Genomic DNA, 14,208 nt, shown 5'->3' with positions numbered 1-14,208 from the left:
TTCCGGTCGAACCACTTCCGGATTCGGCGCGAGCTTCAGAGGTGGCCTCGGTGGGTCAGGGCGGTGGTGATTTGGGTTGCGGCTTCTTGGAGGTGGGGCAGGAACTCTTCGTGGAGCGAGGTGGGGGTCGAGCGGGAGGCGTGGGCGGAGACGTTGAGGGCGGCGATGATCCGGCCGCGGGAGTTCCGGATCGGGGCCGCGATCGAGCGGAGGCCCAGCTCGAGCTCCTGGTCGACGAGCGCGTAGCCGTCGATTCGGGCTGTGGTGATCGTGGCGCGGAGGCTGTCGACGGAGGTGAGCGTGCGATCCGTCAGTGCTTCGGCCCGCAGCGATTCCAGGTACGCGGTGAGCTCGTCGTCGGGCAGGCCGGACAACAGCACGCGACCCATCGACGTCGGGTACGCCGGCAGCCGGGCGCCGACTCCGAGCGCGACGGTCATGATCCGGCTGGTCGGCACGCGGGCGACATACACGATGTCCGGGAGGTCGAGGGTCGCGATCGAGCAGGACTCCCGGGTCTTCGCGCTGAGCTCTTCCATGAACGGGCCGGCGAGCTCGCCGAGATCCAGCGACGACAGGTAGGCCCAGCCGAGCGCGAGCACGCGCGGGGTGAGCGCGAAGCGGCGATTGTCGTTGCGCACGTAGCCGAGCTCTTCGAGTGTGAGCAGGATCCGCCGGGCGGTCGCCGGGCTGATGCCGACGGCGCGCGCCACCTCGCTGAGTGTCAGCGACGGCGCCTCGGCAGAGAACACCCTGATCACCGCGAGCCCGCGCTCCAGCCCCTGCAGAAACGTCCCGGTAGACGCGTCACCCGCCATCGGCTAGCCTGCTTTTCGTTGAAAGAAGAACTATTCGCTGAGCGAAATCCTAGCGGAGCAACGGATGACAGGTCCAGGCGAACCCCCACCCGCCCCGCTGCCGGGCGCGTTCGTTCACACGTTCCTGCCGGGGCGGGTGGTGTTCGGTGCCGGGGCGCTGGATCAGGTTGCGTCCGAGGTCGAGGCGCTCGGCGTACGGCGGGTGCTGGTGATTGCGACGAGTTCCGCGCGCGATGCGGCGGATGTGGTCGAGGTGCAACTGAACGAGCGGTTCGCCGGGCGGATCGACGGTGTGGCGCAGCACGTGCCGACCGCAGTCGCGGACAGCGCCCGCGCCAAGGCACATGAGGTCGACGCGGACGGGATCGTCGCCATCGGCGGCGGATCAGCCATCGGACTGGCCAAAGCAATCGCCCTCACCAGCACGAGCCACGGCGGGGAGGGGCTGGGGGTTGTGGCGGTGCCTACGACTTATGCGGGGTCTGAGATGACGCCGGTGTGGGGCGAGACGTACGGCGGTCGCAAGACGACGGGGACGGACTTGCGGGTGCTGCCTCGGGTTGTGGTGTACGACCCGGTGTTGAGTCAGCACCTGCCGATGAAGGTGACCGCGGCGAGTGTGGCGAATGCGATCGCGCACTGCGTCGAGGCGGTGTGGACACCGAGGGCCGATCCGATCACGGAGACGACCGCCGTCGAAGGTCTCCGGGCTTTGAGCAGCGGACTACGAGAAGTGCTCGCGGCCCCGTACGATCTAGATGCCCGAGGCAAGCTTCTGTACGGCGCCTGTCTCGCCGGCTCCGCATTGGCGACTGCTGGCACCGGCCTGCACCACAAGCTGTGCCACTTGCTTGGTGGCACCTACAACCTCCCGCACGCGGAGACACACGCAGCCGTGCTCCCACAGGTAGTCCGCATCAACGCCCTGGCCGTACCGCAAGCAGCAGCACGCCTCACGACCGCACTGGACACACCGAGCACAGATCTGACGGGCGGACTGTTCGACCTGTTCCAGCAGGCTGGGACGGCCACGAGTTTGCAGCAGTTGGGGATGACGGCGGCGCAGGTGGACGAGGCGGCCGCGGCGTTCCGGCCGACGGAGAATCCGGTCCCGGTGACCGAGGAGTTGGTGCGAGAGATCCTGACCCGGGCCTGGGACGGCGCGCGACCTTGAAGAGCGAGGAGAGCGGATGGACCTGCAAGGCGATGACCTGACCGAGGCCGTGGTGGCCAGCTTCAGTGACAGTACGAGCGACCGCTACCGCGACGTGATGAGCGCCCTGGTGCGGCACCTGCACGCGTTCGCGCGCGAGGTCGAGCTGAGCGAGGACGAGTACTTCACCGCGATCGACTTCCTGACCAGGACCGGTCAGATCTCGACCGGCACGCGGCAGGAGTTCGTGCTGCTCGCCGACGTACTCGGACTGTCGATGCTGACCGTCGGACTGGGCAACAAGAAGCCGCCTGAGGCCACGCAGTCCACCGTGTTCGGGCCGTTCTTCGTCGAGGGATCACCCGAGGCGCAGCTCGGCGACGACATCGCGAACGGTGCTCCGGGACAGCCGTGCCTGGTGAGCGGCCGGGTCCTGAACACCAAGGGCGAGCCCATCGCCGGAGCCCTGGTCGAGACCTGGCAGGCCGACGAGGACGGGTTCTACGACGTCCAGAAGGACCTGGACGGTCCGCAGAACCGCGCGCATCTGACGACTGATGCTGCGGGCAACTACAGGTTCTGGGCAGTGAAGCCGGTCGCGTACCCGATCCCGGACGACGGCCCGGTCGGCGAACTGCTGCGGGCGGGCGGCCGCGGCCCGATGCGGCCGGCGCATATCCATTTCATGGTCACCGCTCCTGGATACGCACGCCTCATCACGCATGTCTTCGCGGCCGGCGACGAGTACCTCGGCAGCGACGCGGTCTTCGGGGTCAAGCAGTCCCTGATCGCCGATTTCACCGAGCATCAGGACGACAAGACCTACTACACCGTCGACTACGACCTCGTACTCGCGACCACCGAGGAGACGCAGGGATGATCACGACCGACGTGCTGATTGTCGGCAGCGGCCCAGCCGGCGGCGCAGCCTCGCTCTTCCTGTCGACGTACGGTGTCGACAACATCGTCCTGACCCGGTACGGCTGGACCGCGAACACGCCCCGCGCGCACATCACCAACCAGCGCACGGTCGAGCTGATGCGCGACATGGGCATCGAGGACCAGGTCGTGGGCAAGGGCACCGCGCATCATCTGATGGGCGAGACCGCGTTCTGCACCAGCCTCGCGGGCGAGGAGATCGGCCGGATCCGTACCTGGGGAACGCATCCGCGCCGACTGGCCGACTACACCGAGGCGAGCCCGTGCCTGCCGATGGACCTGCCGCAGACGCTGTTCGAGCCGATCCTCGTCAGTACGGCGGCGAGCCGCGGCGCGCGACTGCGCTTCAACACCGAGTACGAGACGCTCGAGCAGGACGACGACGGTGTCACGGCGACGGTGCGCGACCGGCTGAGCGGCACGACGTACCAGATCCGCGCGAAGTACCTGATCGGCGCGGACGGCGGGCGCAGCAAGGTGGCCCAGGACATCGACCTGCCGATGGCGGGCGCGATGGACATCGAGGGCTCGATGAACATCGTGTTCGAGGCCGACCTCAGCCGGTACGTCGCGCATCGCCCCAGCGTCCTGTACTGGGTCCTGCAGCCGGGTGCGCAGATCGGCGGGATCGGCGCCGGGCTGGTTCGCATGGTCCGCCCGTGGAACGAGTGGCTGATCGTCTGGGGCTACGACATCACGCAGCCGGCGCCGGTCGTGGACGAGGCGATGGCGACCGAGATCGTGCACAACCTGGTCGGCGACGACACGATCGACGTGAAGCTGACGGGTACGTCGGTGTGGAGCGTCAACCACATGTACGCCGAGAAGGCTTCGAAGGGTCGCGTGTTCTGTATGGGTGATGCGATCCATCGGCACCCGCCGAGCAACGGTCTCGGCTCGAACACGTCGATCCAGGACGCGTACAACCTGGCCTGGAAGCTCGCCCTGGTGGTGAAAGGGCAGGCCGCGCCGGAGCTGCTCGCCACCTACGACGAGGAGCGCGTCCCGATCGCCCGGCAGATCGTTGACCGTGCCAACAAGAGCCGGAACCAGTTCGGCCAGATCTTCCGCGCGCTCGGGATGACGCCGGACGCACCGGCCGGACGGACCATCGACTCGCGCAAGGACGACTCCCCGGAAGGTGCCGCACAACGCGAGGAACTGCGGCAGGCGATCGAGCTCAAGGACTACGAGTTCAACGCACACGGCGTCGAGCTCGGACACCGTTACAGCTCGACGGCCGTCATCGCGGACGGCACTCCGGAGCCGCCGTACGAGCGCGATCCGGAGCTCTACTACCACCCGACGACCTACCCGGGCGCGCGCCTCCCGCACTGCTGGCTGACGCGCGGATCGGACACCGTGAGCACGCTGGACGTGGTCGGCAAGGGCCGATTCACGCTGCTCACCGGCATCGGTGGCGATGCCTGGGTCAAGGCGGCGCAGTCCGTGTCCGAGCAGCTCGGCGTACCGATCGAGCCGCTCGTCATCGGCCCCGGTCGCGAGCTGGACGACCTGTACGGCGACTGGGCGCGGGCACGCGAGATCCCGGACAACGGTTGTCTGCTCGTCCGCCCGGACGCACACATCGCGTACCGCGCGTCCGAGCAGCCCGACGACGCAACCGAAGCCCTGCGTCAGGCGATGCGCAGTCTTTTAGGAGACACGCCCTAAGCCGCTGAAGAAGCCTCGGCCTTGCGGAGGATCTGGTCGAGGATCGCCGAGATCTCCGCGGTCTCGGCGTCCAGGAGGGTGATCAGCGCGACCCGGGAAGTCTCCGAGCGCGCTTCCAGAGCTGCGGCGCTCAACGCGCGCACGGTGCCCAGCTCATGTATCAGTTCGTCCCACAGAGCGTTCATCAGCAAACCCCCATGTTCCCCGTCACAAAACCAGTTACGACGAGAAGGCCTCACTTCTGTCGTCAAGAACAACGGAAGCACGCCGCCGGAAGTTACGTACTTGTCAACAACTTCCACGCGTGAGCGGGCACCACGGGCGTGTCGGCGAGTGGGAACGTCTGCTCCTGGTCGGACACGTTGAGCAGCAGGAGGACCCATTCTTCCCCGTCCGTACTGCGGAGCGCGACCGTCTCGTTGGTGAGGTGCTCGACCGTCGTCCGCGCCCGGGTCAGCCACGGATGCCTCCGACGTACGCCGATCAGTTCCTGATGCACCCGGTACGTCGGCCAACCCTGCGGCGCGAGCTCCTCGGGCGTCGGGGGGAACGCCGGCCGGATCGCGTCGTCGCCGCCGGCACGCTCCTCCTTGAGACCCCGGAACGCCTGCTCGTCGCCCGAATACACACTCGGTACCCCGCCGACCAAGAACAGGATCGCCAGCGCATGCTCCAGGTGCCGCTCGTCCTCGAGCACCGTCGCGAGCCGGGTCACATCATGGTTGCCGACGAACGTCTGCGGTACGAAGGTGTCGAGCAGCGCGTTGTGCCGGCCGAGCGCGTACGAGAGCTCGAAGAAGTTCCGGTCGTTGAGCGAACTCCAGATCGCCTTCCACAGCTCGTACTGCGTGACGGAGTCGAGCCCGCTCTTCTCCACGTACGCCGCGTAGTCGCCGTGGATGACCTCGCCGAAGTACCAGACGTCGCGGTCTCGTGGCAGCACGCTGCGCCAGAACTCGGGCGGGACCGCGTACGCGGCATCGAGGCGCCAGGCGTCGATGCCGCGATCGTTCCAGAACCGGAGGACGTCGCTGACGTACTGCGCGACCTCGGGGTTGCTGTGGTCGAGGGCGACGAGGTGCTCGTGCCCCTCGAAGGTGGCGAGGCCGCCCGCACCCTGTCGGAACCAGGACGGGTGCGCAAACGATTGTGCGACGTGGTTGAAGACGCCGTCGAGCGCGACCCGGAGACCGCGCGCGTGCGCCGCCGCGATCAGGCGATCGAAGTCCGCGTCGTCACCCAGGCGCGGATCGATGCGGAAGTGGTCGATCGTGTCGTACCCGTGCGTCTCGGCGGCGAAGATCGGCCCGAGCAGGATGCCCGAGCAGCCGAGGTTGATCGCGTAGTCGAGCCAGTTCTCCAACTGGGGCAAGCGGTGCACGACGTCGGGCACCGCAGTGGGCTCCGCACCCGTGAAGCCGAGCGGGAAGATCTGCCACCAGATCGCATGGTCAGGCCACATAACGCCTCCTCAGCACCAGCGTAGGAATGATCGCGCCACCGATCAGCTGCTCGACGGTTGACTGAAGGTGTGTCGCCGGATCCACGCGTGCATCGCGATCGCGGCGGCCGCGCCGGCGTTGATCGACCGGGTCGAGCCGAACTGGGCGATCGAGAGCACGGCGGTGCAGATCTCATGCGCCTCAGGAGTGAGCCCCGGGCCTTCCTGGCCGAAGAGGAGGACGCAGCCGGCCGGCAGGTCGTAGGTCTCCAGCGGCACCGAGCCGGGGAGGTTGTCGATGCCGATCACCGGCAGACCGGCCTCAGCGGCGTACGTCGTCAGATCGGCCAGCGTCGGGTGGTGCCGGACGTGCTGGTACCGGTCGGTCACCATCGCGCCGCGGCGGTTCCACTTCCGGTTGCCGACGATGTGCACCTCGGAGGCGAGGAACGCGTTTGCCGTCCGCACCACCGAGCCGATGTTCAGGTCGTGCTGCCAGTTCTCGATCGCGACGTGGAACGGGTTCCGGTGCTCGTCCAGATCGGCGACGATCTCCTCGAGCTTCCAGTACCGGTACTTGTCCACGACGTTGCGCCGATCGCCGTTCGCGAGCAGCTCGGGATCCAGCCGCGGGTCGTCGGGCCGCTCGCCTGCCCACGGGCCGACGCCGACCTCGCTCGGCCCCACCATGTCGGATCCCCGCAGGTCACTGCTCAGCTCTCGCACAGGTCGGGACGCTACCCTGTCCGCGTGCTTCCTCTTGTCGCGATGCTGATGCCGTCCTGGATGGACCCCGAGTACCTGCTGAACTGGATGGGTAACTGGGCCCTCTGGGGCACGATGCTGGTCGTGTTCATCGAGTGCGGGGTGCTGTTCCCGATCCTGCCCGGTGACTCGCTGCTGTTCGCGGTCGGCCTCTTCATCGCCCAGGGCACCATCAACGTCCCGCTGTGGCTGGCCTGCATCATGCTCACGGTGGCAGCGTTCCTCGGCAACGTGTCCGGCTACTACATCGGCCGCTTCCTCGGAACGTCGCTGTTCAAGAACCCGAACGCCCGGATCCTGAAGCCGAAGTACATCGAGCAGACGCACGAGTTCTTCGACCGGTACGGTCCGCGCGCGCTGGTGCTGGCCCGGTTCGTACCGATCGTCCGGACCTTCATCACGATCGTCGCCGGCGCCGGGAAGATGGACCCGAAGAAGTTCTTCCTCTGGACCGGTGTCGGCGCCGTGATCTGGGCGCCGGGCATCACGCTGCTCGGGCATGCGCTCGGCCACGTCGAGTTCATCCACAAGAACCTCGAGGCCACGCTGGTCCTGCTGGTGCTGATCTCGCTGATCCCGATGGTCGTCGAGTACGTACTGGCCCGGCGCCGCAACCGCAAGCGCAACGGCGACGCACCGAAGCACGCCGCCTCCAAGACGAACTAGAAACCCGCAGCTGGAACCTCAGTGCCCGAAGGGGAAGTGCGGGTCCGACCAGACCCAGTCCGTGCTCAGCACGGCCAGGTCCGCGACCTCAACCGCTCCGGTCGGTAGCGGGCCGACCACCTGACCGGAGCCGAGTGCACAAGCCACCCGGATCCGGTCTGCCGCCTGGTACCAGACCAGCGCCCCCCGTGGCGCCGCCCCTTCACGGAGCAGGCTGTGGTGGTCGAGCCAGCGAACCGCATCGGCTGCGTCGTGCCAGCCGCTGTCGTGCGCGTAACCGAACGCCATCCGCTGGAACTTCAACGGCCAGTCCAGCCACGCCGCCGAACCGACCCGTTCCAGCTGCCAGTTCAACGCTGCCTCGCTGTCCCGCGGGTTCGCGACCCGCGGGACGTTCCCGCGCTCCACGGCAACCTCCCCCACCCAGGCCATAGGCATCCTCCCCGATCCCCCGTCCTCGGCCTGCGTGCCGTGGCATGGTTGAAATCTTGGCGAACCCGGATACAGCCGCCGTACATTTCAGCCGGCCGTTACACCCGTCTCCGATCCGACCAGGAGCCGCCTGCAGTCCGCGGCGGCCGCGTCGTTGCCGGCCTGCTGCCAGACACGCGCCGCGCGCTCGAGAGTACGGCGGGCGTTCTCCAGACTGCCCGTGGATAGGTAGAGCTCGCCGAGGTACTGCGCCGCCTGCCCTTCGACGCTGCGATCACCCAGCCGGTGGCCGATGTCCATCGCGTCCAGCAGGGTCTTGCGGGACGCAGCCACCTCACCGCGCTCTGTCAGCGCCCGCCCGAGCAGCGCCCGGGTGTACGCGGCGCAGTGGTCGTCGCCCATCCCGTCGAAGATCGCCAGCGCCTTGCGCAGCTGCCGTACGGCTTCCTCGTGCCGCCCCTGTGTGACCCGGAGCGCCGCGATCCGCCTGCGTACCTTGGCCTCCCGGTGCGCGTCCGCCCGCCGGACAGCGATCACGAACGCCTGCGCCAGGTACCGCCGCGCGGTCACCAGGTCGCCGCGGACCAGGTAGACGTTCGCGGCGGCCGTCCGTGCCAGGGCCTCGGCGTTCGCGTTGCCGTCCTCGACGAACGCCTCGATCGCCTTCTCGTACTGCGCGAGCCCTGCGTCACGTTCGCCGCGCTCGCGCAACCAGGTCCCGAGGCCGACGGCCGCAACCCCCTCACCGAGCCGGTCGCCGACCTCAGCAAAGGCCTGAGCGGCCGCGTCGAAGTGCCGGCGCGCGGTGTCCCAGTCGTCCTGATAGACCGCGAGCTGGCCGAGGTTGCGGTGCATGATCGCCTCGCCGTGCCGGTCCCCACACTCGACCGCGCTCAGCAGGCCCTGCTGGTGCGAGCCGTTCCAGTCGTCGAAGCCGGCCCGCAGATCCAGGTACGGTCCCCAGGCCGCCGCGATCCGCCACGCGTACTCGTGCAGGCCGTTCTGCGCAGCGGCCCGGATGGCCGGCACGAACGTACTGCGCTCGCTGTCCAGCCAGGCGATCGCATCCGCGTCGGTGAACGGCGACGGGTCCGGCGCGGTCAGCGGGCCGGTGTGTTCGAGAACGCCGAAGTACTCGAAGGACAAGGCATCGTTGGCGCGGCGGAGCTTGTTCAGGATCGCGTCGACGACGGTCTCGACGTCCCGTACCGCCTGCGCCTGCTGCTCGTCGGTGCCGACCCCGAGGGCGTGCAGCCGGAGCAGATCGTGCACCCGGTAGCGCGCCGTACCGCGGTCGTCGACCGAGCTGATCCGGACCAGGTTGACCTCGATCAGCCGGTCCAGACTGCGCCGTACGGCGGCCGGCGACGCGACCGCTTCGAGCGCACGCGCCGAGAAGACACCGACCGCGAAGTGCCCGATCAGCCTGTACAGCCGGGCCTCTTCGGAGCTGAGCGCGTCGTAGCTCAGGTCCGCACTGGTCCGTACGGCGAGCTCACCGATGCTCAGCTCGTCCAACCGGGAGGTCTCGTCGCGTAGGCGCCGGGCGAGCTCGCGCGCGCTCAGATCGGGTCGCTGCGCCAGCCGGCTGCCGACGATCCGGATCGCGAGCGGCAGGTTCGCGCACGCGGTGAGGATCTCCTCGGCCTCCGGGGACGACGGGTCGATACGGCCGGCGCCGGCCACCGACGCCAGCAGTCCCGCGGCCTCGTGGTCGTCGAACGTGTCGAGCGGCGTGCTCGCCCCGGCCAGGTCCATCAGCCGGTTGCGGCTCGTCACCACCACCGCCGACGCACCGGTACCAGGCATCAGCGCAGCGACCTGACCTGCGGTCGCCACGTCGTCGAGGATGATCAGCACCCGGCGGCTCGCCAGCTCGGACCGCAACATCGCCGAACGGCGCTCGGGATCAGTAGGGATCGCGAAGTCGGGCAGGTTGAGGCTCAGCAACAGGTCGGTCAGCGCCGCGGCCGGATCACGTGGCTGCGTCGCGCCGTGCATGTCCAGATAGATCTGCCCGTCCGGAAAGTGCTCCCGGACCAGGTGCCCCAGCCGTACAGCGAGCGAGGTCTTTCCGGTCCCCGGCGCACCGGTGATGACCGCGATCGGCGGGCGCACCGGGTCGCGGCCGCAGACCAGGTCGCGCAGCTGCTCCAAGTGGTCCTGCCGGCCACTGAAGTCGGCCAGGTCGAGTGGCAGCTGGCTCGGCGGCCGCACCGGGTCGGTCAGCTCGGGCGCCGCCATCGGCCCGGGCGGCGCGGCGGGGCTCGGGCGTTCCGCCGTACGGTCCGCGGGGATGCCTGGGTTCGGCCAGTTGGCCGAGCGGCCGTTCTCGGCGCGGGCGCCGGCGGCTTCCAGTTCCGGGCCTGGCTTGATGTCTAGCTCGTCGGCGAGCGTCTGTACTGCCTTGGCGTACGCCGCTCGTGCTTCGCCGACACGTCCCGCTGCCACGAGCGCGTCGACCAGGCGGCGCCACAGCTGCTCGTCGTACGGGTCGTCGGTCAGCCGCGCGCTCAGCAGTACGGCAGCACCACTCGCGTCGCCGTACTCGAGCCGCAGGTCCAGGAGCGTGTCGACGAGCCCGCGGTGCTGTGCCTCGAGGCGGGCTATGGAGCCCTCCCACGCGGCCGGCATCGGCAGGTCCTCGAGCGGACGACCACGCCAGAGCGAGTACGCGCGAGACAACACCTGCATCGCCTGGCGGCCGTCGCCCGCGTCCCGCAGGTGACCGCCCTCGGCCAGCAGCGACTCGAACAGGCTGGCGTCGAGCTCGTCGACACCCACCTCGATGCTGTAGCCCGCGGCCGACGTGTCGATCGGCGCAGGCAGGCCGGCGTCCTGAAGGACACCGCGGAGCGCGCGGACGTACGTCCGGATGTTGGCAGTGGCGGACCGCGGCGGGTTGCTCTCCCAGAGCGCGTCCGCGATCAGGTCGGTGGAGACGAACCGGTTCGGGTGCAGGAGCAGCGTCGCGAGCAACTGGCGCGGCTTGGCGGCCTTGAGCGGCTGTCCCTGGGCGTGAACGAGCCGCAGAGGTCCGAGGATTCCGTACCTCAGACTGTCCACACGCTCGGCCTCTCCACTCTTGAACCGACCTATCGTGGCATCCGCCGGTCCCCGGCGGGAAGGCCGATGTACGCCGGATGTATCTCAGTCCGGCACTGTTGACACAGGTACCGGGGGGAGGGCAGGCCCGGAGGTGGCGACTTGACCGCCGTCACACCGGGCCTGGCACTGGGAGTGAGTCCTGGATCGGGGGACCTGGATCACGGGGAACCGGTGCCTACTGGCCACCGGTGAATGGCGGCTGTCCGTCCTGTGGCGCGGGGGAACCCGCAGGCGGCCCGCCCACCGGTGGCTCTCCCTGGTACCCCTGACCCTGCTGCTGCGTCGGGTACTGGCCCTGACCCGGCTGACCCTGGTACGGCGGCTGCTGAGCGGGCTGCTGCTGGGCCGGCTGCTGCTGGTAGCCGCCCGGGATCTGCTGCTGCGGGTAGCCCTGCTGGAAGTTGCCCTGCTGGTAGCCGCCCTGGTCGCCCGGCATCTGCGGGTGGATCTGACCCGACGACGGCGCACCCGGCTGCATCTGCGGCGGCGCCTGCTCACCCGCGACCGAACCGATGGTGCCGAACGAGACCTGCGGCACCGCGCGCACCTGCTCGTCCTTGACCTCGAAGTACCCGGCCTTCTCGAACTTGAAGCCGTTCGCGATCAGGTTCGACGGGAACGCCTCGATGCGGGTGTTGTAGTCGCCGACGTTCGCGTTGTAGAACCGGCGGCCGGCCGCGATCCGGTCCTCGGTGTCGGTCAGCTCGCGCTGCAGACCCAGGAAGTTCTGGTTCGACTGCAGCTGCGGGTACTGCTCGACCGAGATCATCATCTGCCGCAGCGCGCCGGACAACTGGCCCTCGGCCGCCGCCCGCTGCTCCGGGTTCGCGCCCTGGGTGTTGACCGCCTGGGTACGCAGCCGAGCGACCTCCTCGAACACGTGCCGCTCGTGCGCCGCGTACGCGCGCACCGTCTCGACCAGGTTCGGGATCAGGTCGTACCGGCGGTGCAACTCGACGTCGATCTGCCGCCACGACTCCTGGATCAGGTTTCGCTGCTTGACGAACCGGTTGTACGACGTGATCAGCAGGATCGCCACGATGACGATGACCGCGACGATCGCGAGGATGACCCAAAGCATGACAAGAGCTCCCGAGAGTTGGCAGTGCTGAGAGCGACTCTACGGGTACGTAGGTCCGCCGGGCTGTTGCTGCTGCGGCGGGTAGGCAGGCGGTTGCTGCGGGTACGCCGCCTGCTGCGGGTACTGCTGCTGGGGCGGGACCTGTTGGGGCGGCAACTGTTGCGGGGTCTGCTCCTGGGGGCGGGGGTCGACGCCGGCGTAGTCGCGCCAGACGTACGGCGGAACGTTCTCGACCACCTGCTGCAGCAGGGCGAGCCGGTTCATCACCTCGTTCGGGTTGTGCGCACCGCTGTCCCAGCCGACCAGCGAGTTCCCCTCGAACCGCCAGCCGATCTCACCGCGGGCCAGCAGCATCTCCATCATCCGCGGCGTCACCACCGCGTGCCCGAACCGCTCGTCGTCGGCCTTCACCCGGAACGCCCGGTTGAACTGCTCGCTCTCGAACTGCAGGTCGCGGAACCCGAAGGCGTTCGCGATAGCGCCGCCGAAGATCCCCTCATGCGTCACCTGCAACTGCGGGAGCGCGCCCGGCATCTGCAGCACGACGACGCCGAAGTTGTGCGTGGTCGTCGTACGGCGGCCCTTGGAGTCGGTCGAATGCGTCTGGTAGCTGTAGTCGAAGGCAACCATCTGGTGCCCGTTGTACGGACCGGACAGCACGTTCTTGACCCGCCGGTTGTCACCGGTCTGGAACGGCGTACCGCCCCACTGGCCGGCGAGCGAGTTGTTGACCGGCACGTACGACCAGCCCTGCTGGGTGGCGAACCCGGCGAACAGCTCGCGCCGCTTCTTGGCCCGGTAGTAGTTGAAGTAGAACATCCCGCCGGCGACCAGCAGCGCGACCAGGATGATCAGTACTGTGCTGCCGCGCATCAGCCGAGCCCCAGGTCCTCGAGCCCGAACACGGTCCGGTACTCGAGCCCTTCCGCCTCGACCCGTTCCTGTGCGCCGGTCGAACGGTCCACGATCACCGCGACCGCGACCACCTCCGCGCCGGCCTCGCGCAACGCCTCGACGGCGGTGAGCACCGACCCGCCTGTCGTCGACGTGTCCTCGACCGCGAGCACCCGCCGGCCCTTCACGTCCGGACCCTCGATCCGCCGCTGCAGTCCGTGCGTCTTCTCGGCCTTCCGTACGACGAAGGCGTCGAGCGTACGGCCCTGCTGGGCGGCGGCGTGCAACATCGACATCGCGACCGGGTCCGCGCCGAGCGTCAGGCCGCCGACCGCGTCGAACTCCAGGTCCTTGGTCAGCTCGAGCATCGCCGGGCCGATCAGCGGCGCGGCGGCTGCGTCGAGCGTGATGCGCCGCAGGTCGACGTAGTAGTCGGCCTCCTTGCCGGACGCCAGCGTCACCCGCCCGTGCACGATCGCCTTGCTCTTGACCTGCTCCAGCAGTCCGTCCCGGTCGTAGCTCATGAGCCTTGAGCTTAGAGGACGGTCGGGCCGCTACTTTTTGGTGACCTTGGTCAGGTGGCCGAAGGCGACGGAGCGGTCCGGGGAGTGGAACAGGTCCTGACAGGTGGTCAGCGTGATGATCGATCGGGTCGGCGGCTGGCGCTTGCCGGGGACCGGGTCGAGGACCCAGGTGTCGGTCTGCGGGACGGTCAGGTCGCGCGGCGAGGCGTCCAGTGTGTACGTATACACGGAGTCGGCGGTCTCGACCACGACCTCGTCGCCGGCTCGCAGGTCGAGCAGTTTGCGGAACGGCGAACCGTGCGTGACGCGGTGCCCCGCGATCGCGAAATTCCCGGGCTGTCCGGGCAGCTGGGTCTGCGGGTAGTGCCCGATCCCGCGCGCCAGGTCGTCCGCGGCGACGCCCTGCACGATCGGCTTCTCCCAGTCCGTACCGAACTTCGGGATCCGCAACAACGCCAACGGCTCCCCGGACTTCGGAGCAGCCGTGGTCGTAGGAGTCGTGGACGGCGCCGTCGGAGGCTTCTGCCACTGCTGCCGGAGCGAGCCCTTGGCCTTCCCCATCTGCTCGTTCGCGGCGATCCCGGTCCCGAAGTACTGCCACCCGACCCAGCCGAGCGCCCCGAGCCCAGCCACCAGGAACACGATCCCGAGCCCCCTGATCACTCCCCGCATGCGACCAGGGTAGGGCCCGTATGCAGTTGGACTGAAAAGCT

14 protein-coding genes are annotated in these 14,208 nt (G+C 68.7%); 4 read left to right on the top strand and 10 right to left on the bottom strand.

From position 1 onward, the window contains the following. Positions 1–35: 35 nt before the first annotated feature. Positions 36–818 (bottom strand): IclR family transcriptional regulator C-terminal domain-containing protein, encoded by a 783-nt coding sequence (locus ACGFI6_RS12450; RefSeq protein ID WP_393117737.1) that lies wholly within the window; start codon positions 816–818, stop codon positions 36–38. Between the two features lie 64 nt (positions 819–882). Here ACGFI6_RS12450 and ACGFI6_RS12445 point away from each other — a divergent pair, with 64 nt between their 5' ends. The 3 genes from ACGFI6_RS12445 to ACGFI6_RS12435 are packed head-to-tail and all read left to right on the top strand — an operon-like array spanning position 883 to position 4,584. Beyond that, positions 883–1,992, top strand: a complete 1,110-nt coding sequence (locus ACGFI6_RS12445) for a maleylacetate reductase (protein WP_393117735.1) — start codon at positions 883–885, stop codon at positions 1,990–1,992. Positions 1,993–2,008: 16 nt separating this feature from the next. Next, positions 2,009–2,851, top strand: a complete 843-nt coding sequence (locus tag ACGFI6_RS12440; RefSeq protein ID WP_393117733.1) for an intradiol ring-cleavage dioxygenase — start codon at positions 2,009–2,011, stop codon at positions 2,849–2,851. Further along, positions 2,848–4,584 (top strand): FAD-dependent oxidoreductase, encoded by a 1,737-nt coding sequence (locus ACGFI6_RS12435; RefSeq protein WP_393117731.1) that lies wholly within the window; start codon positions 2,848–2,850, stop codon positions 4,582–4,584. Before ACGFI6_RS12440 ends, ACGFI6_RS12435 begins: the two co-directional genes overlap by 4 nt. Here ACGFI6_RS12435 and ACGFI6_RS12430 read toward each other — a convergent pair. The 3 genes from ACGFI6_RS12430 to ACGFI6_RS12420 form a co-directional block, all read right to left on the bottom strand. Beyond that, positions 4,581–4,769 (bottom strand): hypothetical protein, encoded by a 189-nt coding sequence (locus ACGFI6_RS12430; RefSeq protein WP_393117729.1) that lies wholly within the window; start codon positions 4,767–4,769, stop codon positions 4,581–4,583. The genes ACGFI6_RS12435 and ACGFI6_RS12430 overlap by 4 nt on opposite strands. A gap of 92 nt (positions 4,770–4,861) precedes the next feature. Next, positions 4,862–6,046, bottom strand: a complete 1,185-nt coding sequence (locus ACGFI6_RS12425) for an alpha-amylase family protein (RefSeq protein WP_393117727.1) — start codon at positions 6,044–6,046, stop codon at positions 4,862–4,864. 42 nt (positions 6,047–6,088) lie between these two features. After that, the gene (locus tag ACGFI6_RS12420) at positions 6,089–6,715 is read right to left on the bottom strand and encodes a TrmH family RNA methyltransferase (RefSeq protein WP_393117725.1); all 627 of its coding nucleotides are present in this window, start codon (positions 6,713–6,715) and stop codon (positions 6,089–6,091) included. A 60-nt stretch (positions 6,716–6,775) separates the two neighbouring features. On the opposite strand from ACGFI6_RS12420, the gene ACGFI6_RS12415 reads away from it, so the two are divergent. Beyond that, complete coding sequence (locus tag ACGFI6_RS12415; protein ID WP_393117723.1) at positions 6,776–7,456, top strand: DedA family protein; 681 nt, start codon at positions 6,776–6,778, stop codon at positions 7,454–7,456. An 18-nt stretch (positions 7,457–7,474) separates the two neighbouring features. On the opposite strand, the gene ACGFI6_RS12410 is transcribed toward ACGFI6_RS12415, so the two are convergent. The 6 genes from ACGFI6_RS12410 to ACGFI6_RS12385 all read right to left on the bottom strand — a co-directional run bounded on the left by ACGFI6_RS12410 (position 7,475) and on the right by ACGFI6_RS12385 (position 14,167). Continuing rightward, positions 7,475–7,888, bottom strand: coding sequence for a hypothetical protein (locus tag ACGFI6_RS12410; protein WP_393117721.1), 414 nt, complete (start codon positions 7,886–7,888; stop codon positions 7,475–7,477). Between the two features lie 87 nt (positions 7,889–7,975). Beyond that, positions 7,976–10,954 carry a BTAD domain-containing putative transcriptional regulator gene (locus tag ACGFI6_RS12405; protein WP_393117719.1) on the bottom strand — a complete coding sequence of 993 codons (2,979 nt, stop codon included), beginning with the start codon at positions 10,952–10,954 and terminating at the stop codon, positions 7,976–7,978. A 217-nt stretch (positions 10,955–11,171) separates the two neighbouring features. After that, positions 11,172–12,077, bottom strand: a complete 906-nt coding sequence (locus tag ACGFI6_RS12400; protein WP_393117718.1) for a LemA family protein — start codon at positions 12,075–12,077, stop codon at positions 11,172–11,174. 39 nt (positions 12,078–12,116) lie between these two features. Then, positions 12,117–12,950, bottom strand: a complete 834-nt coding sequence (locus tag ACGFI6_RS12395; protein WP_393117716.1) for a hypothetical protein — start codon at positions 12,948–12,950, stop codon at positions 12,117–12,119. After that, positions 12,950–13,495 (bottom strand): orotate phosphoribosyltransferase, encoded by a 546-nt coding sequence (pyrE, locus tag ACGFI6_RS12390; RefSeq protein WP_393117714.1) that lies wholly within the window; start codon positions 13,493–13,495, stop codon positions 12,950–12,952. Before pyrE ends, ACGFI6_RS12395 begins: the two co-directional genes overlap by 1 nt. A gap of 30 nt (positions 13,496–13,525) precedes the next feature. Next, positions 13,526–14,167: a class E sortase gene (locus tag ACGFI6_RS12385; RefSeq protein WP_393117712.1), complete on the bottom strand. Its 642-nt coding sequence runs from the start codon at positions 14,165–14,167 to the stop codon at positions 13,526–13,528. Between the last annotated feature and the right edge of the window lie 41 nt (positions 14,168–14,208).

Source organism: Kribbella sp. NPDC048928 (assembly GCF_043197975.1).
GTDB lineage: Bacteria > Actinomycetota > Actinomycetes > Propionibacteriales > Kribbellaceae > Kribbella.
This window is presented reverse-complemented; position numbering and strand designations above follow the sequence as displayed.

Coding starts and splice junctions, on each gene's coding strand:
- ACGFI6_RS12450 (WP_393117737.1), bottom strand. CDS start 818: ATGGCGGGTGACGCGTCTACCGGGACGTTTCTGCAGGGGCTGGAGCGC.
- ACGFI6_RS12445 (WP_393117735.1), top strand. CDS start 883: ATGACAGGTCCAGGCGAACCCCCACCCGCCCCGCTGCCGGGCGCGTTC.
- ACGFI6_RS12440 (WP_393117733.1), top strand. CDS start 2,009: ATGGACCTGCAAGGCGATGACCTGACCGAGGCCGTGGTGGCCAGCTTC.
- ACGFI6_RS12435 (WP_393117731.1), top strand. CDS start 2,848: ATGATCACGACCGACGTGCTGATTGTCGGCAGCGGCCCAGCCGGCGGC.
- ACGFI6_RS12430 (WP_393117729.1), bottom strand. CDS start 4,769: ATGAACGCTCTGTGGGACGAACTGATACATGAGCTGGGCACCGTGCGC.
- ACGFI6_RS12425 (WP_393117727.1), bottom strand. CDS start 6,046: ATGTGGCCTGACCATGCGATCTGGTGGCAGATCTTCCCGCTCGGCTTC.
- ACGFI6_RS12420 (WP_393117725.1), bottom strand. CDS start 6,715: ATGGTGGGGCCGAGCGAGGTCGGCGTCGGCCCGTGGGCAGGCGAGCGG.
- ACGFI6_RS12410 (WP_393117721.1), bottom strand. CDS start 7,888: ATGGCCTGGGTGGGGGAGGTTGCCGTGGAGCGCGGGAACGTCCCGCGG.
- ACGFI6_RS12400 (WP_393117718.1), bottom strand. CDS start 12,077: ATGCTTTGGGTCATCCTCGCGATCGTCGCGGTCATCGTCATCGTGGCG.
- ACGFI6_RS12395 (WP_393117716.1), bottom strand. CDS start 12,950: ATGCGCGGCAGCACAGTACTGATCATCCTGGTCGCGCTGCTGGTCGCC.
- pyrE (WP_393117714.1), bottom strand. CDS start 13,495: ATGAGCTACGACCGGGACGGACTGCTGGAGCAGGTCAAGAGCAAGGCG.
- ACGFI6_RS12385 (WP_393117712.1), bottom strand. CDS start 14,167: ATGCGGGGAGTGATCAGGGGGCTCGGGATCGTGTTCCTGGTGGCTGGG.